Here is a 22,717-nt window from a genome sequence, read left to right as displayed (position 1 = left end):
CTTGCGTCTAACTACTGGCAATGCAAGGAATCGACGATAATCCTGTATCGATTGTCTTGAAATTCACATACGAATTAGGATATAGTCATTGTGGAACTTCTACGATGGAGGGTTGACATGTCTAAGATCCATGCCGTGGTTCTGGCTGCTGGTCAGGGTACACGGATGAAATCGAAGCTGTACAAAGTCCTGCACCCTGTGTGCGGAAAGCCTATGGTTCAGCATGTAGTCGATACGATGGCTTCCATGCAGGTTCAGGATATCGTTGTCGTCGTAGGTCATGGTGCTGACACTGTTCGCGCCAAACTAGGCGAGGACGTCACTTATGCACTGCAAGAAGAACAGTTGGGGACGGCACATGCCGTTTCGCAGGCAGCGCCGTTTTTACAAGATAAAGAAGGCACTACGTTTCTCTTATATGGAGACGTTCCCCTCTTGTCGGCGACTACGTTGTCCGCCTTGCTGACCTATCACGAAGAGCAGCAAGCGGCTGCAACCGTATTAACCGCCCTGTTACCTGACGCTACAGGCTATGGGCGTATCGTGCGCAATGAGGCGGGCGAAGTATTGCGAATCGTGGAACATAAAGACGCTACGGAAGCGGAACGGGCGATCAGAGAAATCAACACGGGCATATACTGCTATGACAACCGAAAATTATGGAAAGCCTTGGCGGAAGTGAAAAATGACAACGCACAAGGCGAATACTATGTAACAGACGTTGTCGGCATTTTGCGTGATGCAGGTGAAAAAGTAGTCGGATACGAAGCGGTTGACCCGGAGGAAACGATGGGTGTTAACGATCGTGTACAGCTATCGGAAGCAGAAGCCTACATGAAAAAACGTATTATGACTGGTCACATGCGAAATGGTGTGACAATCATCGATCCAGCTTCTACGTACATCGAAGCGGATGTGAAGATTGAGGCAGATACCGTGATCCACCCAGGTTCTTTCCTGCGTGGACAAACAACCGTTGGAGCTGATTGTGTAATCGGACCCCAAGCGGATCTGACGAATGTAGACGCTGCGAGTGGCGTGACCATTTCTTACTCGGTGATGGTTGATTCGAGTGTGGAAAGCGAGTCTTCTGTTGGGCCATTTGCTTATGTTCGACCAGGAACACAGATTGGAAGCAATGCCAAAATCGGTGATTTCGTGGAATTGAAAAACGCGAAAATTGGTGACGGTACGAAGGTTCCTCATCTCAGCTATGTAGGAGATGCGGAGATCGGAGACGGAGTCAATATTGGCTGTGGAACAATTACCGTCAATTATGATGGTGCCGTGAAGCATAAAACAACAGTAAAAGATGGAGCATTCATCGGATGCAACAGCAATCTGGTTGCGCCCGTTACAGTTGGACAAAATGCTTATGTAGCTGCAGGATCGACCATTAATCAAGATGTGCCAGATAATGCGCTTGCGATCGCACGTGAGCGTCAGGTAAATAAAATCGATTACGCGAACAAAATGCCTCGCAAGGGCAAAAAGCAATCATAACGGGAGGTTCTTGAGAAGATCATGGCTAATTACCGCGACCCAAAACTGAAGGTATTTACGTGCAACGCAAACCCGGAACTGGCAAAAGAAATCGCCGAACACATCGGTGTACCACTCGGAAACGCACAAGTAGTGCGCTTTAGTGATGGCGAATGCCAACTCAAACTCAATGAAAGCGTTCGCGGTTGTGACGTATTTGTCATTCAGCCAACGTCTGCTCCCGTTAATGAGCATTTGATGGAGCTTTTGGTCATGGTTGATGCATTGAAACGCGCTTCGGCTAAGAGTATTAACGTGGTCATTCCTTACTACGGTTATGCTCGTCAAGATCGTAAAGCACGTGCACGCGATCCAATCACGGCCAAGCTGGTTGCGAACCTGATCGAGACTGCAGGAGCACAACGTGTAATTACGATGGATCTGCACGCAACACAAATCCAAGGCTTCTTCGATATTCCAGTTGATCATCTGCTGGGTGTGCCTATCTTGGGTAAACACTTCTCTGAAAAAGGTCTGAAAGATATCGTTGTCGTATCTCCGGACCACGGTGGAGTGACCCGTGCTCGTAAATTGGCAGAACGTCTGGAAGCGCCTATTGCCATTATTGACAAACGTCGCCCAGAACCAAACGTAGCTGAAGTAATGAACATCGTTGGTAACATCGAAGGCAAAACAGCGATCATCATCGACGATATCATCGATACAGCTGGAACGATCACACTGGCTGCAAGTGCACTTGTAGAAGCAGGCGCACGTGAAGTATATGCATGCTGCACGCACCCAGTTCTGTCTGGTCCTGCTATCGAGCGTATTGCTAACTCGAAGATCAAGGAACTGATTGTGACCAACTCGATCCCGCTGACAGAAGAACAAATTATCGATAAGATTACCGTTCTTTCCGTAGCGCCAATCATTGGTGAAGCAATCATTCGTGTTCACGAAGAGCTTTCCGTAAGCAAGTTGTTCGATTAATATACAATCCCCATTTCGGGGATTGAACTAAACCTCCGATGGACAAGCTAGTGAGGAAACTTTTACTAGCGGTCCGAAGGAGGTTTTTTTGTGGAACAATTACAGGCACAGTCTCGCGAGAAAAAGACAGGCAATGCTGTAAAGGTACTGCGTAATGAAGGTTGGGTTCCCGGTATCATGTACGGCAGCGAAGTGGGCAATAAGCCGATTCAGGTCAAAGGAAGAGAGCTGGATGCTGCCCTGCGTCACCAGTCGACGAACAAGCCATTCCGGTTGAGCGTAGACGGGGACACGCACGATGTCATGGTTTACGAGCTGCAAAGGCATCCGTTGCAGGGGAACATTTTGCATGCAGATTTTAAGAAGATCAATATGAATGAAAAAATACACACGTCCGTTCCTGTCCTCATGACAGGTGATCCGGAATTGGGTGTGGCTACCCTTGTCCGCCACAGTGTGGAAGTTACTTGCATGCCAGGTAATATACCAGAATCGTTCCTAGTCGATGTAGACGGATTCAATATCGGGGATGTCGTATTGGTTGCTGATCTAACTGTCCCGCCAGGAGTGGACCTGGGGCTTGATTCCACGGAAGTACTGATCAGTGTCTTGCCAGTTAAGGCCAAGTCCGAAGAGTCGATTGATGCGCAGCAAGAAGCAGAAGCAGTAGCCGAAAAAGCAGGAGCAGCTAACGAATAAAATCATGGCATGAAAAAGAAGGGCGGGGTGCTTTCATCTCTGCCCTTTTCCTTTTGTTCACGTGACCATTCGAGTACAATGGGGAGAGAGTAGGAGGGAATAATCGTGAAAGTCATAATTGGATTGGGTAATCCTGGCAAAAAATATGAAGACACCAGACATAATGCTGGCTTTATGGCCATAGATAAGATTAGTGATAAATGGGGAATTCCTGTTACGCAAAACAAGTTTCGTGCACTCGTTGGCGAAGGTAGAATCGAAGGCGAGAAGGTACTGCTGGTGAAGCCGCAGACATACATGAATCTCTCCGGTGAATCGGTAGCGGAAGCCCTCAAGTTTTACAAGCTGATTCCGGACGATCTCGTCGTCATCTACGACGATCTTGATTTGCCGACAGGACATCTTCGTCTGCGAGAAAAAGGCAGCGCTGGTGGGCACAACGGCATCAAGTCGATGATTCAGCATTTGGGTACACAGGAGTTTAAACGAATCAAGGTCGGAATCAGTCGTCCAGAACCAGGGCGGAGCGTCAGCGACTATGTTTTGAATACGTTTCCAGTGGCGGAAAGAGCCGACATTCAAGAAGCGGTGAGCCTGACTGCTGATGCATGCGCTATGTGGACAAGAGAGTCGTTTTTAAAGGTCATGAACCATTACAACAGCTTGAAAAAGTAGTATGATTTCCCACCCAATCGTCCATACTAAGCGATAGGAACAGTATGGGGGTGGTATGTGCATGAGCATACGCTATACATGTCGTTGCTGCGGCATGAAGATTGCAGAATTTGACGAATCGCAAGTAACAGAAGCGCAGCTCGGGTTTGATTCCTTGACCCCGGAGGAACGTGCTCTTATAATATCGAGAGAACAAAGTGGAGATACGGTCGTCAGCATCACGTGCGACTATTGCCGTGAAGCGCTGATTCAGCATCCAGAGCTTTCGCTAGTGGGAAACCCACTTCAATAAGTGGATACGCATTAGGAAGGCTTGCACTGACAAGGCCTTAGCTTGGGGAGCTAAGGCTTCTTTTCGCATGGCTGACCTACGGTTGTTGTGAACGTAAGCGAGGCTCTGATTTTAGTTGATAGAAGAATTAGAGAGGGGATTAGTGAATGCAAGTCATCATTAACCCGATGAAACAGGACACGAATGTCGGGACAATCGTGGCTGGTTTGGAGAAGGGGCTACATGAGCAGCTTGTCTCTGGCTTAGCAGGTTCCGCCCGGCAAGTATTGATGGCGTCATTACAACAAATGTCAGATCGTCCGGTCTGCGTAGTGACGCATAACATGTACCAAGCACAAAAAGTATACGAAGACTTGATCGAGTTGGTTCCCTCTGATCAGGTGTTGCTTTATCCCGGTAATGAGCTGATTGGCTCTGAGCTTGCCATTGCCAGCCCAGAAATGCTGGCGCAGCGAATTCATGTATTCAACCGTCTGGCCCAAGGCTTTACGGGTTTTTTGGTTGCACCTTTTGCTGGCTTGCGTCGCTTGGTCGTTCCCCCGCATGTATGGAAGGAAGCACAGATTCAGCTATCCGTTGGTGATGAGCTCGATATCGAGTCCTTTTTGCTCCGATGTATTGAGCTTGGCTATGAGCGAGTGGACATGGTCGAGCGCAAGGGAGAAATGAGTATTCGCGGCGGCATTATCGACTTGTATCCGATCGATTCGGAGTGGCCGGTGCGGATTGAGCTTTTTGATGTGGAGATCGACTCGATTCGTACGTTTGACATGCTCTCCCAACGGTCATTGGAATCCGTTCAGACTTATATTCTCGGTCCGGCAAAAGAAATGATCGCTTCGACTCCGTTGTTGCAGGAATCGGCTGTTCGCTTAGAACAAAAGCTTGGGGAAACCATCGCCAATTTGAAGGATGGGGCTGCCAAGGAAAAAGTGATGGAGCGAATCGGGTCTGATGCAGAGAGAATGAAGCAAGGACAGCGTTTTGCACATCTGTATTCGTACATCTCCGTCATTTACCCGACTGGTGATACATTATTGTCCTATATGCCTTCCGATACCTTGCTGATCGTTGATGAGCCTTCCCGTGTGTTGGATACGGCAGCGCAGTTGCAAAAAGAAGAAGGGGAATGGCTGACAGGACGCATCATCCAGGGCGAATATATGTCCAATCTCAGCCTGTCGCGCACGTACGACGAGATCGTGTCGACGAAAAAGAGGCAGATCGTTTACCTCTCCCTGTTTTTGAGACAATCACCGAAGACCCAGCCGCAAAACATCGTAAATCTGACTTGTCGTACCATGCAAAACTTCCATGGACAGATGAATGTGTTGAAAACAGAGTTGGCTCGTTGGAAGAAGTCGCAGGATCAGATCGTCTTTGTCGCAGCTGATTTGGAGCGTGCAAAGCGACTGGAGCGTGTCCTGCATGACTACGAAATGGAAGCAGATGTTTTAACAGAAGCAGTGGAGACAGTACCTCCGGGGCGTCCTACGATCATTTTAGGGAACCTCCAGACAGGCTTCGAGCTGCCATTAAACAAGCTGGTAGTCATCACAGAGGGTGAAGTATTTACAGCGAAGCAGCGCAAGGCACGCAAAGTTCAACAGACGATGAACAACGCGGAGCGTATCAAAAACTACCTCGAGCTCAAGCCTGGTGATTTCGTCGTGCACGTGAATCACGGGATTGGAAAATACCTTGGAATTGAAACCAAGGAAATTCTCGGAATTCATAAAGATTACCTTCATATTCAATACGCAGCAGGGGACAGTCTGTTTGTTCCGATTGATCAAATCGACCATGTGCAGAAGTACGTGGCGAGCGAAGAAGCTCAGCCGAAGATTTACAGCTTGGGCGGCAGTGAGTGGAAACGGGTCAAAAATAAAGTCCAGTCGTCTGTAAAGGATATTGCGGAAGATTTGATCAAGCTGTACGCTGCCCGCGAAGCGGCTGTCGGTCATACATTCTCTCCCGACACGACAGAGCAGCGTGAATTTGAAGCGATGTTCCCGTATCAGGAAACGCAAGACCAGCTCCGCGCGATTTCGGAAGTCAAAGCAGACATGGAGCGCAAACGTCCGATGGATCGCCTCGTATGTGGGGACGTGGGTTACGGGAAGACAGAGGTTGCGATTCGTGCTGCCTTCAAGTCTGTCATGGACGGAAAACAGGTAGCCGTTTTGGTTCCAACTACGATTCTGGCTCAGCAGCATTACGAGACGTTCCGTGAGCGTTTTGCGGAATATCCGATCCGCGTGGAGGTATTGAGTCGATTCCGTTCGCGCAAAGAGCAGAATGCCACGTTAAAAGGATTGAAGGAAGGCACAGTCGATGTCGTCATCGGTACGCACCGTCTGCTTTCCAAAGATCTGACATTCCGCGAGCTCGGTCTGTTAATCGTAGATGAGGAGCAGCGCTTCGGTGTGAGTCACAAGGAAAAGCTGAAGCAGATCAAAACGAATGTGGATGTCATGACACTCACGGCTACGCCGATTCCACGTACCCTGCACATGTCGATGCTCGGTGTGCGTGATTTGTCTGTTATCGAAACGCCGCCAGAAAATCGTTTTCCAGTGCAGACTTATGTGATGGATTACAGCCCTGCTCTCGTTCGCGAAGCGATTGAGCGCGAGATGGCTCGTGATGGGCAAGTGTTCTTCCTCTACAACCAAGTACAAGGAATTGAACAGATGGCGGAGCAGATCTCTATGCTCGTTCCTGACGCGCGCATCGCTGTGGCGCATGGGCAGATGAACGAGAGCGAGCTGGAAGGCGTCATACTCGACTTCTTGGAAGGGAATTTTGACGTATTGGTCAGCACGACGATCATTGAGACCGGGGTGGACATCCCGAACGTCAATACGCTGATTATTTACAATGCGGACAAAATGGGCTTGTCCCAGCTGTATCAGTTGCGTGGACGTGTAGGTCGTTCCAATCGAATTGCTTACGCTTACTTTACGTATCAACGGGACAAGGTGCTGACAGAGGTAGCGGAAAAACGTCTGCAAGCCATCAAGGAATTTACCGAGCTCGGCTCTGGTTTCAAGATCGCGATGCGAGACTTGTCCATTCGTGGAGCAGGTAATTTACTGGGCGCGGAGCAGCATGGCTTTATTAATACGGTCGGTTTCGATTTGTACAGCCAGATGCTGAAAGAGGCCATTGATGAGCTGAAAGGCGAGGTCAAACACGAAATTGTCACACCTGTGGAGATCAATCTGCAACTGGATGCCTATATTCCGTCGATGTACATTACGGACAGCCGACAAAAAATCGAGATGTACAAAAAGTTTGTCGCGGTGTCTACATTGGAAGACGTCGACGACTTGGCAGAGGAGCTGCTAGACCGTTTTGGACCAGTTCCGAAGCCGGTTGACAATCTTTTGACCATTTCTCGTTTGCGTGTCTATGCCTTGAAACACCACATCACCGAAATTAGCCAAAAGAATCCGGACGAGATTAAATTGTTCCTGCACCCTAGTCAGAACAACAACATCGATGGTGGAGCTCTGTTTGCGCTTACCAGTAACTGGAGCAAGAGGGTTGGGCTGTCGGGTGGACAACAGATCACCATTGCTGTTAAAGTAAAGGGGTTAAAAGAAGATGAGGGCGTGCAGTTGGTTGAAAAGCTGCTGCGTCAATTTCACCAGGTGCGAAGAGACACTGGTACGGAGAGCCCTGTGTCTTAACTGACAAAATGGGCTTGCCCGGGAAGGGAGAACCTTATTTATGAAACGTTCAGTAGCGATTCTATCTTCGGCTGTTCTGGTCGTGGCACTCATGACTGGTTGCGGCGGAAAAGCAGAAGAAGCGAAACAAGATCCAACAACTCCAGCGAATCAGACAGATGGCGGCAATCAAGCTGCTAACGATCCTTTGGTACAATTCCCTAAACTCACTCTGCCTTACTCAGCAGACCAGAAAGCGGTCATTGTGGAGTATCAGGGAGGAACTGTCACAGGACAAGAGTTCGAAGAGTTTCTGCGTGTCATTAACTTCATGAACCCACAACAAGGTACCATGATTGAAATTGCTGACAGCAATTCATTGAAAGCTTTTGCGCGTGAGTATACAGCTACCAAGGTTTTGGCTAGCCGTTCTGACGATGCCATGAAAAAAGAGTCCAAAGAACTCGCTGAGAAAACTTTCGAGAAAATCAAAACGCAGTACATGGGCTTTTTGGGCAAAGATGAAGCTCAGTTCAACAAGCTCATGGAAGGCCAAGGCGTAACGAAGGACATGATCGTCAATCAGATGGACCTGATCAACCAGTCCATCAATGTGATGAAAAAGAATATCGACGATGCTACGCTGAAGCAAACCTATGATTCGATGGACAAAGCTTCCCGTACAGTTGCTTCTGTTCGCCACATCCTGATCTCCACCGAAAAGCGCAAACCAGAAGAGGCGTTGAAACTCTCCAACGACTTGGTAGCGCGCCTGAAAAAGGGTGAAGACTTCGCGAAGCTGGCAACAGAGTTCACAGATGACCCAGGCAGCAAGCAGTCCGGCGGCTTGTACGAAAATGCGGATGTAACGCAATGGGTACCAGAATTTAAAGAGGCATCCCTGAATCAAAAAGTTGGTGAAGTAGGCCCGCCAGTAAAAACTGATTTTGGTTACCATATTATTAAGGTCGAGAATCGCAAAGAAAAGACCTTTGATGAGATGAAAGAAGAGCTCCGCGCGAATTCTTTGGAGAAAGCCTACGATAATTTCGCCAAGAACGAGCTGGACAAGCTCATTACGAAATTCAACATTCCGCAGTCCAAAAACGATGCAGCGGAGAAGAAATAAGAAGTCCGAAGAAAAACAGGGAATTCGTTTCCCTGTTTTTTCGTTTTCTCGCATATTCTGCAAACATGGGCAAATACTATTATCACTCGCTACCACCCGGGGGAGAGTAATTGAAGCAACTGGTAAAAATTAATGCCATCACCCATAGTTAAAATTAGAATTTGAGGAAAAAATACAACTAACCAACCACCATCTATTCACAACCCACTTCTTACGGGAAAGCGAGGCAACAAGACATGAAAGCAACTGGTATCGTTCGTCGAATTGACGACCTCGGTCGGGTCGTGATTCCTAAGGAGATTCGTCGTACACTGCGCATTCGTGAGGGCGACCCGCTTGAGATTTTTGTGGATCGTGACGGAGAAGTCATTCTCAAAAAGTATTCACCGATTGGAGAGTTGGGTGATTTTGCAAAAGAGTACGCCGACTCTTTGTATGAAAGCATGAATCATACCGTACTGATTTCAGACAGGGATACTGTCATTGCAGTGGCAGGTGCCTCCAAAAAGGAATACTTGGAGAAAGCAATTGGCAGTATTGTCGAGAAATGCTTGGAGGAAAGAAAAACACGACTGGAGAAAAACGCAGGCTCTTATGAAATTTGTCGTGATATGAACGAGACGATGGGCTCGTTCGTCATCGCACCGATTGTTGCAGGAGGCGATCCAATCGGGTCCGTGATCCTCCTCAACAAAAACGAGTCAACCAAGATGAGTGATTTGGAGATCAAAATGTCGGAAACAGCGGCCGGTTTCCTGGCAAAACAGATGGAGCAGTAAGATAGCTCAGCAAAAACAGCCTCGTACCCCGGGGCTGTTTTTCTTGTGCCTATGGCCTTGTGGTATAATGAACAAAGTTTTAGGTTGGAGAGGAGAAATTTCACGCACATGGCTCAAGAAAAGGCTTCCGTTCAATTTGTGAAAGGCGCGGCGATACTTGGAATTGCCGGTCTTGTCTCCAAGCTTTTAGGCGCTGTATACCGCATCCCATACCAAAACATTGCCGGAGATATCGGCTTGTACGTATATATGCAAGTATACCCGCTGTACACCACGTTGTTGATTCTGGCGACGGCGGGTTTTCCCATCGCCATCTCCAAGATCGTCTCAGAGCGCGTCGCTGTCGGGGATGCGATCGGGGCGCGCAGGGCCTTTCGGGTAGCCAGTATATCGCTGGTCGTTTTCGGGATCTTTTTCTTCTTACTGTTATATGGAGGGGCACCTATTATTGCCCGTATGATGGGTGATGAGCATTTGATTACCCCGCTCAGAGCTGTAGCTTGGTCACTGCCGTTGGTGCCGATGGTTGCGATCTTGCGAGGCTATTTTCAGGGGCATCAAAATATGATGCCGACTGGCGTCTCTCAGGTTGCTGAGCAGTTCATTCGCGTGATTTTTATCTTAGTCGCTGCATTCTGGGCGATGAACGTGTATCAAGACCCGTACCTGGCTGGTACAGGTGCCGTTTTTGCTGCTTTTCCAGGGGCAATTGCTGCTATTCTCGTCTTGCTTTGGTATTGGAGAGGGGACAAGAAGCTGGGGCAGCTGTCCACCAATCAGGTTCATCAATCGGCAGCGAATTCGTGGACCAATCGTCAAATATTACGTCATCTCTTGACCTATGCCGTTCCGATTTGTATGGGCGCACTGGTTTTGCCGCTTGTTCCGCTTGTAGACTCGATGACCGTCGTCAATATGCTGCAATGGAGCGGGACTCCGGAGGATTTGGCAAAGCTTTTGAAGGGTGCGTTTGACCGTGGTCAGCCACTCATTCAGTTTGGTACGTTTTTTGCCACGTCCTTGTCGCTGGCATTAGTGCCTGCGATCAGTGAAGCTGTTGCCCAGCGCCAGCATCAACTGATTGCTCATCGTTCCGAAGTAGCGATTCGACTGACCTTCCTATTGGGATTGCCTGCTTCATTTGGACTTGCTCTGTTGGCGGAGCCGATCAACGTCATGCTCTACGGAGACAGCAACGGTACCGAGGCACTCGCTGTACAATCCTTCACGATTATTTTCGCCACGGTGAGTATTGCCAGCGCAGGGATTTTGCAAGGCTTGGGACGTGTAATGCGACCTGCCCGCAACCTGTTTATTGGTGTATTGGTGAAGCTCATCCTCAATCTGGCGCTCGTTCCGTTCTGGGGTATCTCTGGTGCGGCAGTGTCCACTGTTTTAGCTTATTTGGTCGCTATGGGACTGAACGTTCTTGCGGTAAGCAAATACACGGGAGCACACATCGGATTGCGCCAAACGGTGAAAAAGCCATTCATTTCCGTTGTGGTGATGTCGATTGTCGTGCTAATTGTGGAGTGGCTCGCTAATACGGTGCTTGGCAGTGCCGGACTTTCGAATCGCTTGTTCCATACGCTGGTCGGATTGATTGCTGTCGGTTCTGGAGCATTGGTCTATTTACTGGCGCTATTGAAAACGGGTGGACTCACGAGAAACGATATTCAATTTTTGCCAAAAGGAAAGCGAATTGCTTCGCTGTTAACGAAATATAAGCTCCTCCCTGCGGAGAAAGCGAGATAGAACGAAAAGGAGGCGTGACGAGTGGAAATGAAGAATAAGACCATTACCGTAGTCGGTCTTGGTGCCGGAGATTTGGACCAGCTCCCTTATGGCATCTATCGTACGCTTAAAGCAGCCAAACAGCTCTATTTGCGCACAAAAGAGCATCCGGTTGTAGCCGAGTTGATCGCAGAGGGAATCGCGATTGAGTCTTTTGATGATGTGTATGAGCAGCACGATGCGTTTTCCGATGTGTACACCGATATTGTAGAGCGGCTTTTTTCACGGGTAAACGAAGCAGGCAGTCTTGTCTATGCCGTGCCTGGTCATCCTTTGGTGGCGGAACGTACCGTGCAGCTATTGTTGGCTGAGGGACCAAACCGTGGCGTGGAGATCGAAATTGGCGGTGGACAGAGCTTTATCGATCCGTTGTTTGCCCGCCTACATATCGACCCGATCGAGGGCTTCTCTTTGCTGGATGGGACCGCGCTCGCTGCTCATCAAGTATCACCGGGTCTGCATACGATTATCGCACAAGTGTACGATGCTTTTGTGGCCTCTGATGTGAAGCTGACCTTGATGGAAGTGTTGCCGGACGATTACGAGGTGACGGTAGCAACAGCTGTAGGGGTAGCGGGGCAAGAAAAAATTGAGACAGTGCCGTTGTATGAACTGGACAGACTCGATCATTTCGGGAATTTGTCTCTGGTGTATGTACCGCCGACGAAGGACGAGAAGGTATCGTACCGCCAATTCTCCTACTTGAAGGAGATCGTTGCGATCCTGCGCAGTCCGGATGGATGCCCGTGGGATCGCGAGCAAACACATCAAAGCATTCGCAAAAACTTGATTGAAGAGACGTACGAGGTTTTGGAGACGATCGACGACGATGATCCAGACGCGATGTGTGAAGAGCTGGGTGATTTGTTGATGCAAATCATGCTGCATTCGCAGATGGCAGCCGAAGACGGATATTTTTCGGTAGATGATGTTGTCGCGACATTGAATGAGAAGCTGGTTCGCCGCCATCCACACGTATTCGGGGAAAAGAGCGCGAATGATTCCGAGGAAGCGCTGGCGAATTGGCAGGAAATCAAAGCACAGGAAAAAGCAGCAAAAGGCATCGATGTAACGGTTCAATCACAGTTGGCGGGAATACCGCGCGATTTGCCAGCCCTGATGTATGCGTATAAGCTACAGAAAAAAGCAGCCCAAGTCGGCTTTGACTGGGACGATATTGCAGATGTGTACAAAAAGGTAGAAGAGGAGTACCGCGAGCTGCAAGAAGCATCAGATGAAGAACGCGCTGGCGAGCTTGGTGATTTGCTTTTTGCAGTGGTCAATCTTGCGCGCTTCCTGAAGCTTGATCCGGAGGAAGCCCTCGCATTGACCAACAACAAGTTCAAGAAGCGCTTTTCCTATATTGAAGGCAAGCTGCAAGAGGCGGGCCATACTTTTGAGCAGACGGACCTGCAAGAGATGGACAAATGGTGGGAGGAAGCCAAACATGAGACTCGATAAATATTTGAAAGTGTCTCGACTGATCAAGCGACGCACACTCGCCAAAGAAGTGTGCGACAAACAGCGTGTGGAAATCAACGATCGCCCTGCAAAGGCATCCAGTAACGTGAAAATCGGCGACAAGCTGGCGATCCGTTTCGGACAAAAAATCGTGTCTGTAAAAGTAGAGGACATCAAGGAAAACCCACGCAAGGAAGAAGCGGCTTCGCTGTATACCGTCATTGGTGAGGTTCCCGTTCCGCGTGATGAAAAAGAAGAAGACGCCTACCTCAAAGGGTAATGCGCGAGCGAAAAGAGGCTGCCGAGTTGGCAGTCTTTTTTTAGGCTTTTTTTCCAATCGAAGGATATAATGAGAGTACCTCAAGGCATTTTCGAAGGGATGTGAGCTGCATGCAACAAAACGGTGTTCGAACGGGTTACTTTTTGGCCATTTCGCTACTGCTATCATCTGTTATGTACTTTTTTGCTTCGAACTGGTCGCTTATGGCCAGGGAACAAAAGATCGGCGTTAGTGTGGCGATCCTCGTTCTTTTTTATTTGTTATCCTATGGACTCAGTTTCGTCAAACGACATTCGTTTTTGAGTAACTGGCTTCTGGTGGCTGGAAGCTTGGCTTTTGGCATCAGTGTGGCATTGTTGGGGCAAATATACAACTCTCATGCGGACAGTTATATGTTGTTCGTCGTATGGCTCATTCCGAATTTGCTGTTTGCGATTTTCACGCGCTATCAGCCATTCTATGTCACCAGCTATGTTCTCGCTCATTTGGCTATTTATTTCTTCCTCGATCCGTCTGTCATCCACGTCACTCGTGAGGACGTGTGGTGGTTCATGATGTATTGGTTGATTGCCTTGGGAAATATCATCTTGTTCTGGCTAACCTCTACGGGGAAATTGCATTCCAAGCCGATCTACTACTTATCGTTTCTAACGTTTTCCGTCAGTCTTTTCGGTTCATCCTTCACCGAAGTGTATGGTCCGCTCCCTGAGCTGTTATATGTCCTGACGGGCGGGATCCTGTTTGTCACGTTTTTAAAATGGGTGCCAAGTCGCGGGTTTCTGATTGTGACGGCCTCGCTGCTCTCGCTGTTTGTTCTCATTAAATTCATTTCCTATATGGTGATTTATTTCTCAGAGGGCTTCTTTGTTTTGATGCTGCTGCTGACCGTACTCATCGTTTGGGGAGCAGTTGTAGGGATTAATTGGCTGCGCAAGGAATCTGCTCATCAAAAAAGCAAATGGGTTGTGTTTTTCCAAGAGGCATTCACGGTTCTCGTCACGACCATTGCCGCATCCATTGGAGCGATTTCGTTAGCAGGCCTGCTTTTTCTGATCATGGAAGACGAAAGGGTTATTGATTTTCTGTTTTTCCTTTCCTTAATCGGTTTTTTAGGTCCCGTACTGTTTATTCGCACGATGAATGCAACGGTGCGTTATACACTGCTCACGATGGGGTATATTCTGGGTGTCGGTTCGGTTCTCTTTTTAGAGGGACCTTACTGGATCATCTTCCTGTTGGTGCTTGTATACGTGTGGATATCCGTCCCTGCCATTCCGGCGAGGCTGTTAACACAGCTGACTTTTTTAGCCGTGTTGGCTACGAAGCTGGATGAGTACTTGCCTTCCTTTGAGTATGTACTGCTGATCCTATTCGTTACGCAGCTGGTGATGCATTACGTGAAGCAATTGCCAGTCGTTTTGCAAAACAGCTCGTTGGTGTACGCCTTACTCTCGCTTTTGATCCTGACAGAGGAATATTCCCAATCGCTTGCCGGAAATGTGGTAGTGAATTTGGCTTTTTTCCTATTCAGCACGTATTTGCTGTACCGGACATTGCATCAGCAAAATCGGGTGAGATTCGGAATCGTGCTCGGTTTCTGGTTTGCTTTTCTCCTCATGAAGTACTACGACATGCTATGGAGCTTGCTGCACAAGTCACTGAGCCTGCTTCTGCTCAGCCTGGTGTTTTTCATCGCTACCCTTTGGTGGGATCGAAGGTCGAAAATCGAGTGGCCGAATAGCGAGCCTTCCATTTTTACGAGAAAAGCGCTTGTGTTGCTTCCTGTCATTTTGCTGCAATTTGTTTTGATTGGCTATCAAGTATGGAGCAGTGAGACGATCCTGGCCAATGGAAAAACGGTGAAGCTGGAGCTGGTCCCAATTGATCCGCGTTCGCTGCTACAAGGTGATTACGTCATACTTGGCTACACCATATCTACACTGGACCAAGAAGATATTGAATCTGGTGAGAAGATTCGCGTTGTACTCCGCCAACAAGCAAATGGCTTGTACAGCTACAGTGGCTTTTATGAGATTGAAGGTCAATGGAATCGTACCTACGAGCCTCAGTCATCGGATGTGGTGATTAATGGAAACACAATCGGTAGCAACCGAGTGGAATACGGCATAGAAAGCTATTTTGTCCCAGAAGGAACCGGACTTGAAATGGAGCGGAATGCCAAATACGCTATCGTGAAAATTGGCGAGAGAGGCGATGCCATCTTGGAGAGCCTGTCGAACCAGTAGACATTGACATTACTAAAGAAGAAGCTGCCTGTGTCATCGGGCAGCTTCTTTTGCGTGAGGAAGTAAACGCTCTTTGAAATCCATTTGCAACACAATCGAGCGGGTGAGGGTAACGCCTACGATCCCCATTGAAAAGATGAGGAGTGCCATTAGATAGGAAGGAAGGACAGCTCCCAAAGTGATACCGACTGCGCCCATGATCCGTGCGCCGGGCACAACGAGTCCATTCACTGCCATGTAGGAGCTACGCAAATCATCTTTTACAATTTGTGCCAGATAGGTTTGGCGGATGGGAGCGTGAATCAGCTCGCCCAACGTGCTTATAAGCACCGCGACCAGGATAACAATAAGGGAGTTGCTATACATGATCAGCGAGTAACCGGCAATATACATCAGCCCACTTATATACAAGGCAGGAGCTTCCTTCAAATGCCCGATGAGCTTGGTGACAGCAAGGGAGAACAATACCACGAGCAGCGTGTTTTCGAGCTGGATCAGGCTGAATATTTTGATGCCAGTCAGTTCAACAGAAAACCAGTCAAACAAACTAAAGCTCTGCGGGGTAAACTCTTGAGAAAGCCTGATAGCGATGTAGTTAGGTGTTTGAAATTCTGGTGCAAAGATGAGTAGGCCGCTTAGTGAAAAGAGGATGAAACGACGGTCAGTCATTACTAGCTTGTAGCTTGCGATCATATCCCGTAAGATACCTGTCCCCGTTCTGACAGGGTTCATTGGCTTCGGCTGGTATGATTCCTTGAGGCATAAGGAAATGATCACAAGTGTGAAAAAACTGATAGCGGTAAGCGTGAGGAGCAGTTCGAAACGATGGGTAGCAAACAAGAGACCTCCCACTACGGAACCTAGCGCAATTGATAAGTTGTTGGACCAATAGTTGATTCCGTACATATACGTTCGGTTTTCTTTCGTACTGACATCGATGAGCATCGCATCTGCGGCGGGGTTGATCATTCCGTTACTCGCATTCTGGACGAGCATCATAACAAACGTGAGCCAAGCAGAATCGAGCCACGGGGAGTTCGCTGCCATCATGATGAAAAGAGCGAAGCATTGAATCCATTGTCCGTATACCATCACTTTTTTTCTGCCCCACCGATCAGCCAAGTAGCCGCCGTAGAAGCCCATCAAGATTTGTGCACATACGGCCAGGACTAACAAGAGCCCTGTTATAGCTGGACCGAGCTTGGCAGAAAAGTAGATGGCCATAAACGGGAAGATCATATTTCCAACCAGACGTGTCAGAAAGGAAGTCACGATGCGAATACGGATGTTGGGATGTAGTTGAGAAAAGCTCATGGGGAGGACCTCCTTTTTTTCCAATTGTAGCTATGAAAAGGAGAAGAAAAAGGGTAAGATTCCTCTATGAATTTCACCTTTTAAGGAATGAGATGCCTTATGAAAAGCAATGAGCACTTTATGCAGATGCTACTCGGGCTATCCGAATGGGAGAAGGGTCGCGAACAAAAGATCAGCATACAGGAGCTGTCCCAGCTTCTGTGCTGTACGCCCCGCAATGTAAAATTGATTTTGCGCAAATGGGAGAGTGAGGGTCTTCTTCTATGGAAGGCAGGGGTAGGACGGGGGAATCATTCTACACTCACGATTCTCTGTGATATCACTGACTTTTTGACCAGTTACTTTCAGAAGCTATTGATGGACGGGAACGTTAGGGAAGCAGTGGAGCTTTTGCATCATAAAAATTTGCCTGTGGGTGCGAAGCGGCTTTTGCAGGAAACGTGGGATAGTCAATTCGGATTTATCGCGGAAGAAAACGATAAGAGGCGTCAGGAGATTTTACGTATTCCACGTGAACGAGCTTTTTCAACCATTGACCCCGCATTCGTAGCAGTAGCGGCGGAGAGTCATTTTATCCAGCAAATCTGCCATACGCTCGTCATTTTCGATTTGGCTACACAAGATTTTAAACCCCAGCTAGCCTACGCTTGGGAAAGCAATATGGATAGGAGTGCTTGGACCTTTTATTTACGAAAAGGAGTTCGCTTTCACCACGGTCGTGTACTGACAGGAGAAGACGTAGCCTATACCGTTCAGCGGCTGATTGAGCTGGATTCTCCGTATCGTTGGCAAGTGGACGATATCGATTGGATCGAACAGCGAAATGACGGAGCGATTACTTTTCATCTACATAAGCCGAACGGTTTTTTCTTGCATTTGGTATCTTGCATCGGGATGTCGATCTTGCCGCATGATGTGCCTTTTTCGGAGTCTGCGATTGTGGGGACAGGCCCGTTTCGGATGATCGAATTTACAGAGGATCGGTTGGTATTGGCAGCGTTCGACGACTATTATCGGGAGCGGGCGATTCTGGATCGGGTAGAAATCTGGCGAGTACCGGGATCAAGTGCTTCGAAGCAACGGTATCAACTCTCACTGGCTGAGGATGAGGCGACGGAAGAGGATAGCAAATCTTTGGAGGTTCAAGAGGTAGGCTGTCACTATGTGAACTTCAACTTTCGAAAGCCCGGTATTCAGCACGACTTCGATTTTCGCCAGGCAATCAAACTGCTGATCGACCCCGTACAAATGATTCGAGACCTGAAAAAAGAGACGTTTACGCCTGCCGGAAGCTTTTTGCCAGAGCGAAGCCAACGTATGCAATTTGCCGCGCATACCATAGAAGAATCAGCAGAATGGCTGAAAAAAAGCGCATATCAGGGGGAGCCTGTTTTTCTGTGTTTCAGTGACGTGAAAAAAGTCCGGGAAGAAGCTGAGTGGTTTCAGAGAAGATGTCAGCAGATTGGCATTCGACTCGAATTGAAGCCTATCACGAAAGACCAATTCTTTTCGTGCTATGCCGAACACCATGCTGAAATGGCTATGATGGGGGAAGTCTTGCAGCGAGATATCGAGATGGGATTAATTGAGATTTACAAAAACAAATGCTCGATGATTCACCGGTTTTTAGATGATGACAGGCTGGCGATTGTTGAGGAGCGGATGTCAGAAATTCTTCAGCTGCAAGGCAGTAGAGACCGCATGCGGGCTTTGGAAAAAATGGAGGATACACTTAGAGATGAGGCGTGGTTGCTTTTTCTGTACCATACGAAACGCATTGATCACTACCATCCCGCCTTGCAAGGAATTGCGGTCGATTCGTTTGGGTGGATCGACTTTTCCAAGTTATGGGTAAAATCGTTCGTTACCAGTCTGTAACCCTTTCCTGCCGAACATTTCCTATCATAGTAGGGAATTGTAGAGAAGGAGGCGTTACCGATGAATAAAAGCGTAAACAAAGGGATCTCGGTGCTGCTGGCCACCGCGGTATTGGCTAGTCCACTGATGCTCGAGCCAAAAGCGGCTTATGCTCTCTCTATTGAGGATGTTTCTGCAGACGATACAGGTGTGGATGAGGAAACAGAATATACGATTGAGTTTGAAATCAATAAGGACCTATCATCAGGTGACAGTATTTTCGTTAGATTCCCAACCGAATATTCGGTGGATAAAAAATTGAAAACATCGGATGTCACGCTAAAAGATGACGATAAAAACAAGATTTCAATCGACAACGTATACGTAAGCAAAAATGTGGTTGAGGTCGAAATCGATGAAAAGATCAAAAAAGGTACTGTACTAATACTGACGATTGATAATATCACCAACCCGGAAGACAAGGGTAGTTACGAAATCGAAGTAAAAACAAGTGCAGAGACCAGCTACAAGGGCGACAAGATTACGATCACCAAGTCTTCAAGCAGCAGCAGTAGCAGCAGCAGCAGCAAGGGCGACTTCGAGGCTTCCCACAGCAGTAAAAATGCCGAGGACGCCATCTCCTTAACACTAGGAAAATTCAATCTCTCCTCGAAAAGCACGCTGAAAGAGGGCAAATACATTTACGTCAATTTTCCTTCCAAGGACATGCTGCCAAAGAGCATCAGCAAATCTGATGTGAAGGTAAACGGGTACAAACCTGATTATGTCTCGATTCTCGACAACGACTCGATTCGGATTGAGATTCCGAGTGGTGCAGACGGAGATAGCTACATAAAGCTGGAGTTTACCTCTTCCGCGGGGATTGTAAACCCATCCAAGCCAGACAAGTACTATACGTATGAAGTGGAATATGACAGCAAGGAATACAAGTCAAAAGATGTAGAGATTACAAACACAAGCAATACGCCATTCACTGTTTCTTTGTCGGACAGTTCAGCGGGAGCGCGTACGAGCTATACGTTTGATGTGGATCTATCCTCCAAGCTGGGGGCGAACGCAGAGATCGAGGTGGAATTCCCAAGTGGGGTAACCGTTCCACCTATTCTTACCAGCAATAGTGTCACTGTCAATGGTGCTCAAGTGACGAATGTAAGTGTGTTGGGGAATAAGGTTTATTTCCGCACGCCTTACGGATTCAGTAGCACGAATCGCGCGACCATCAAGTTTGCATTCGAAGGCTACTTGACCACTCCGAAAACAGCGGGAACATATACTGTGACGGCCAAAATTGACAACAAGACCTATAAGTCGAAGGAGTTTCAAGTTACTGGAGTGACTCCTCCAGTTGCGGTGGATAATACATTGGCAACGGTTGGGCTGACGAGAGCGACTGCCTCTACTCCTGCTGGTATTTCAATCGGTATCAAGGCGATGGGTGCTCCGATTGTTCGTAATCAAGGCTTCATCGAAGTCGTACTCCCAGTTGGCTTCCGTGTTCCAGCCTACTTGCCAGCGAACACAGTAACGGTGAACGGTGTGGCCGCTAGCTTTGTTGGTGTACGCGGACAAAATCTGATTATTATCCCTGCCCAGGATATTCCGGCAAAAACAGCAGCTCAGGTCAATATCGCTGAGACAGCTGGCATTGTGAATCCGGCTACGCCAGGTGTGTACAACATTGGTGTCTACAACTCCGAGGAGAGAGGCTTGCTCTTCTCTCGTCCGGCGACCATCGTGACTCTGAATGGCGTGAGCTTCAAGCAGAACGTCGCTTCCTTTACGAAGGCTGGTAAAACAACCGGACTCGCAGTGGCACCGTATACCGTAAATGGCAACACGCTGATGCCAACTACGTTTTTCCGTGATGCCCTCGGGTTTTCGATCAGCTACACCAAAACAACTGCAAAAGTTGTGAGCGGCAATACGGTCATGCAATTCAAGGTCGGATCAAACGTGGTGAACATCAATGGCCAAAATGTAACGCTGCCTGCAGCGGTTCAGCTGAAAAACAACGTTCCTACCCTGCCTCTTAAAACCATCACGGAGCGTACTGGTTACAAAATCATCTATGTGAACGGGAACTACACCGTTTACAAGTAAGGATAGTCTGGAAAAACCCCCGTATTCATACGGGGGTTTTTTTGTTCTATCAGGACATCCCTCCCCATAGGATAGTACAAGAAGGGTACGTGAGGAGGGAGTAGTCATGAACGATCACACGAGACGGCCACGCCATGAAGTCGTGATGATTAATCGTCGCAGCTTAGCGATATCGGGAGTAAAAAACGTCGAAAGCTTTGACAGCGAAGAATTCCTCTTGGAGACGGACGGCGGCTTTTTAACTATACGAGGCCAGAACCTGCATATGAAAAATCTGAGTCTGGAAACCGGAGAAGTAGCGATCGAGGGGCTTGTTCACGAGATGGCCTATCTGGAGCAAGGGCAGGCTGGCGATCGATCGAGAGGATTCTTCGGCAAGTTATTCAAGTGAATATCGTCATCCAGTTGCAGACGGTATTTGCCATGTCGACGTGTGGTGCACTTATGGGTATGGGATTCGATACGTACCATGTATTTAAGGGCAAAGCCAGGCTGCCACTCTGGTTGGTCTTTTTCTTTGACATCCTTTTTTGGGTCGGCAGTATGGGCGCTGTCTTCTTGATTTTGGTGAAAGTGAACGACGGGATTATTCGGTTTCCCATATTTTTTGGAATGATATTTGGCGCGTGGCTGTACTTCTTATTAGGTAGTAAGAAGTATATCCTTTTCTTGCACCGCGTGATAAAATTCTGTCAGTGGTTTTACCGTACGGTCGTAAAAATTATAGACACCCTGCTTGTACGTCCTGTGCTTTTTCTTATCCGAGTGATCATCATGGTGCTGGCATTTTTGTATTCCGTGTTGCTCGCGATCCTCGGCTTTTTGTGGAAAGTGACGCGTTTTGTCACCTCTCCTTTTGCCAGATGGGGTCAACATTTGTGGAAAAAAATGTACGGAAAAACAACAGGAATTTGGACCAATTGGAAGAATTGGTTTCACTCAAAGAGAAAGCGGGAGTAGAATCGAGGTGGCGTACTGATGAAGGAAGCAAGAACCTCTTCCATTAACCGAAAAGGGCAGAGAAGGAGAATGCGTCTCTTTTTCTTTGTGATCCTGTGCTTTTTCGTCTGGACTAGCTATACCTTGTTCTTGCAAAGTGGCGAGTTGTCCAAGAAAGAGACAGAGCTGGGAGCCCTGAAGCAAGAATCAGCGGTCTTGCAGCAAAAGCAAGAGGATCTGACATATGAGGCAAGCCGGCTAAACGATCAGGAGTACTTGGCAGAGCTGGTCCGCAAGCGGATATTGTTTACCAAGCAGGGCGAAAGCATCTATATCATTCCAGATTAAATATACAGCTGATCTTCAACGAGAGGGAGGCATTCCACGTCATGGAGATCGAGGTCGGGAGCATACTGGAAGGGAAAGTCACGGGTATCACCAAATTCGGAGCGTTTGTTGAGCTGTCGGGCAATGTGACCGGACTGGTGCATATTAGTGAAATTGCTGACGTCTATGTCCGGGATATCCATCAATTTTTAAAAGTAGGAGACACGGTAAAGGTAAAAGTCCTCAGCCTCCGTGAAGGCAAGATCGGGCTTTCTATCAAAAAAACAATGGAAAAGGAACGGCCACCCCGCTATCAGCGGGAGCGAAGTGAAGGCTTTGAAGAAAAGCGTAGAGAAAAAGGGTCGCGGTCAGTCTTTTTGATTCGGAAAATTATGACTTTTCTTTTTTTATGAAAAGCGCACTTTGACTGTAAAAGTAGGAAGGTCATTTCAATGTCTTGACGAATAAAGTATCCTAAGCCCGTTTCGCAAAGCGCGAATCACCTGTCAGCCGACGTTATCCGCCATAACGTCGGTTTTTTTTGTCCATTTGCGTTACTGAATTTGTCGCACGATTCTGTGAATATTCATTGGATTTTTGACAAATTTTACAATGCCCCCTCCGTATAATGGAGAAACACATTGACCAAGAACGG

Annotated in this window: 19 protein-coding genes; 18 read left to right on the top strand and 1 reads right to left on the bottom strand. The window is 47.9% G+C overall.

Annotated features, from left to right (window positions below; genetic code table 11):
* The first annotated feature begins 117 nt into the window (after nt 1–117).
* The 12 genes from glmU (at nt 118) to C7R93_RS01320 (ending at nt 15,504) form a co-directional block, all read left to right on the top strand.
* Nucleotides 118–1,503: a bifunctional UDP-N-acetylglucosamine diphosphorylase/glucosamine-1-phosphate N-acetyltransferase GlmU gene (glmU, locus tag C7R93_RS01375; RefSeq protein ID WP_106837131.1), complete on the top strand. Its 1,386-nt coding sequence runs from the start codon at nt 118–120 to the stop codon at nt 1,501–1,503.
* 21 nt (nt 1,504–1,524) lie between these two features.
* Nucleotides 1,525–2,475, top strand: coding sequence for a ribose-phosphate diphosphokinase (locus tag C7R93_RS01370; protein ID WP_007726399.1), 951 nt, complete (start codon nt 1,525–1,527; stop codon nt 2,473–2,475).
* Nucleotides 2,476–2,565: 90 nt separating this feature from the next.
* Nucleotides 2,566–3,174, top strand: coding sequence for a 50S ribosomal protein L25 (locus C7R93_RS01365; protein ID WP_106837130.1), 609 nt, complete (start codon nt 2,566–2,568; stop codon nt 3,172–3,174).
* A gap of 105 nt (nt 3,175–3,279) precedes the next feature.
* Nucleotides 3,280–3,849, top strand: a complete 570-nt coding sequence (gene pth / locus C7R93_RS01360) for an aminoacyl-tRNA hydrolase (protein WP_106837129.1) — start codon at nt 3,280–3,282, stop codon at nt 3,847–3,849.
* Between the two features lie 61 nt (nt 3,850–3,910).
* The gene (locus tag C7R93_RS01355) at nt 3,911–4,141 is read left to right on the top strand and encodes an anti-sigma-F factor Fin (RefSeq protein WP_007726431.1); all 231 of its coding nucleotides are present in this window, start codon (nt 3,911–3,913) and stop codon (nt 4,139–4,141) included.
* Between the two features lie 146 nt (nt 4,142–4,287).
* Nucleotides 4,288–7,836: a transcription-repair coupling factor gene (mfd, locus tag C7R93_RS01350; RefSeq protein ID WP_106837128.1), complete on the top strand. Its 3,549-nt coding sequence runs from the start codon at nt 4,288–4,290 to the stop codon at nt 7,834–7,836.
* A gap of 40 nt (nt 7,837–7,876) precedes the next feature.
* Entirely contained in the window at nt 7,877–8,944 is a 1,068-nt protein-coding gene (locus tag C7R93_RS01345) for a peptidylprolyl isomerase (protein WP_106837127.1), read from the top strand.
* A 236-nt stretch (nt 8,945–9,180) separates the two neighbouring features.
* On the top strand, nt 9,181–9,723 hold the full coding sequence (gene spoVT, locus C7R93_RS01340; protein ID WP_106837126.1) for a stage V sporulation protein T: 543 nt from the start codon (nt 9,181–9,183) through the stop codon (nt 9,721–9,723).
* A 108-nt stretch (nt 9,724–9,831) separates the two neighbouring features.
* Complete coding sequence (locus C7R93_RS01335; RefSeq protein ID WP_106837125.1) at nt 9,832–11,478, top strand: putative polysaccharide biosynthesis protein; 1,647 nt, start codon at nt 9,832–9,834, stop codon at nt 11,476–11,478.
* Between the two features lie 27 nt (nt 11,479–11,505).
* Complete coding sequence (gene yabN, locus C7R93_RS01330; RefSeq protein WP_208637776.1) at nt 11,506–12,978, top strand: bifunctional methyltransferase/pyrophosphohydrolase YabN; 1,473 nt, start codon at nt 11,506–11,508, stop codon at nt 12,976–12,978.
* Complete coding sequence (locus tag C7R93_RS01325) at nt 12,965–13,258, top strand: RNA-binding S4 domain-containing protein (RefSeq protein ID WP_012683879.1); 294 nt, start codon at nt 12,965–12,967, stop codon at nt 13,256–13,258. The genes yabN and C7R93_RS01325 overlap by 14 nt, the downstream gene beginning before the upstream one ends.
* Nucleotides 13,259–13,368: 110 nt before the next feature.
* The gene (locus tag C7R93_RS01320; protein ID WP_106837123.1) at nt 13,369–15,504 is read left to right on the top strand and encodes a GDYXXLXY domain-containing protein; all 2,136 of its coding nucleotides are present in this window, start codon (nt 13,369–13,371) and stop codon (nt 15,502–15,504) included.
* Nucleotides 15,505–15,537: 33 nt separating this feature from the next.
* Here the strand turns inward: C7R93_RS01320 and C7R93_RS01315 are convergent, their stop codons facing one another.
* Nucleotides 15,538–16,818, bottom strand: coding sequence for an MDR family MFS transporter (locus C7R93_RS01315; RefSeq protein WP_106837122.1), 1,281 nt, complete (start codon nt 16,816–16,818; stop codon nt 15,538–15,540).
* A 99-nt stretch (nt 16,819–16,917) separates the two neighbouring features.
* On the opposite strand from C7R93_RS01315, the gene C7R93_RS01310 reads away from it, so the two are divergent.
* The 6 genes from C7R93_RS01310 (at nt 16,918) to C7R93_RS01285 (ending at nt 22,475) form a co-directional block, all read left to right on the top strand.
* Nucleotides 16,918–18,696: an SgrR family transcriptional regulator gene (locus C7R93_RS01310; RefSeq protein ID WP_106837121.1), complete on the top strand. Its 1,779-nt coding sequence runs from the start codon at nt 16,918–16,920 to the stop codon at nt 18,694–18,696.
* Between the two features lie 60 nt (nt 18,697–18,756).
* Entirely contained in the window at nt 18,757–20,796 is a 2,040-nt protein-coding gene (locus C7R93_RS01305; RefSeq protein WP_106837120.1) for a copper amine oxidase N-terminal domain-containing protein, read from the top strand.
* Nucleotides 20,797–20,902: 106 nt separating this feature from the next.
* Nucleotides 20,903–21,187, top strand: a complete 285-nt coding sequence (yabP, locus tag C7R93_RS01300) for a sporulation protein YabP (RefSeq protein WP_007726414.1) — start codon at nt 20,903–20,905, stop codon at nt 21,185–21,187.
* Nucleotides 21,184–21,756 carry a spore cortex biosynthesis protein YabQ gene (gene yabQ, locus C7R93_RS01295; RefSeq protein ID WP_106837119.1) on the top strand — a complete coding sequence of 191 codons (573 nt, stop codon included), beginning with the start codon at nt 21,184–21,186 and terminating at the stop codon, nt 21,754–21,756. The genes yabP and yabQ overlap by 4 nt, the downstream gene beginning before the upstream one ends.
* Nucleotides 21,757–21,774: 18 nt before the next feature.
* A complete protein-coding gene (locus tag C7R93_RS01290; RefSeq protein WP_106837118.1) occupies nt 21,775–22,083 on the top strand; it encodes an FtsB family cell division protein in 309 nt (102 codons plus the stop codon).
* A 41-nt stretch (nt 22,084–22,124) separates the two neighbouring features.
* On the top strand, nt 22,125–22,475 hold the full coding sequence (locus tag C7R93_RS01285; protein ID WP_244191418.1) for a S1 RNA-binding domain-containing protein: 351 nt from the start codon (nt 22,125–22,127) through the stop codon (nt 22,473–22,475).
* Nucleotides 22,476–22,717: the final 242 nt, after the last annotated feature.

Source organism: Brevibacillus fortis (assembly GCF_003013395.1).
In the GTDB taxonomy this organism is placed as follows: domain Bacteria; phylum Bacillota; class Bacilli; order Brevibacillales; family Brevibacillaceae; genus Brevibacillus; species Brevibacillus fortis.
The sequence above is the reverse complement of the archived record's forward strand: the minus strand, read 5'-3'. Positions and strand labels throughout refer to the sequence as shown.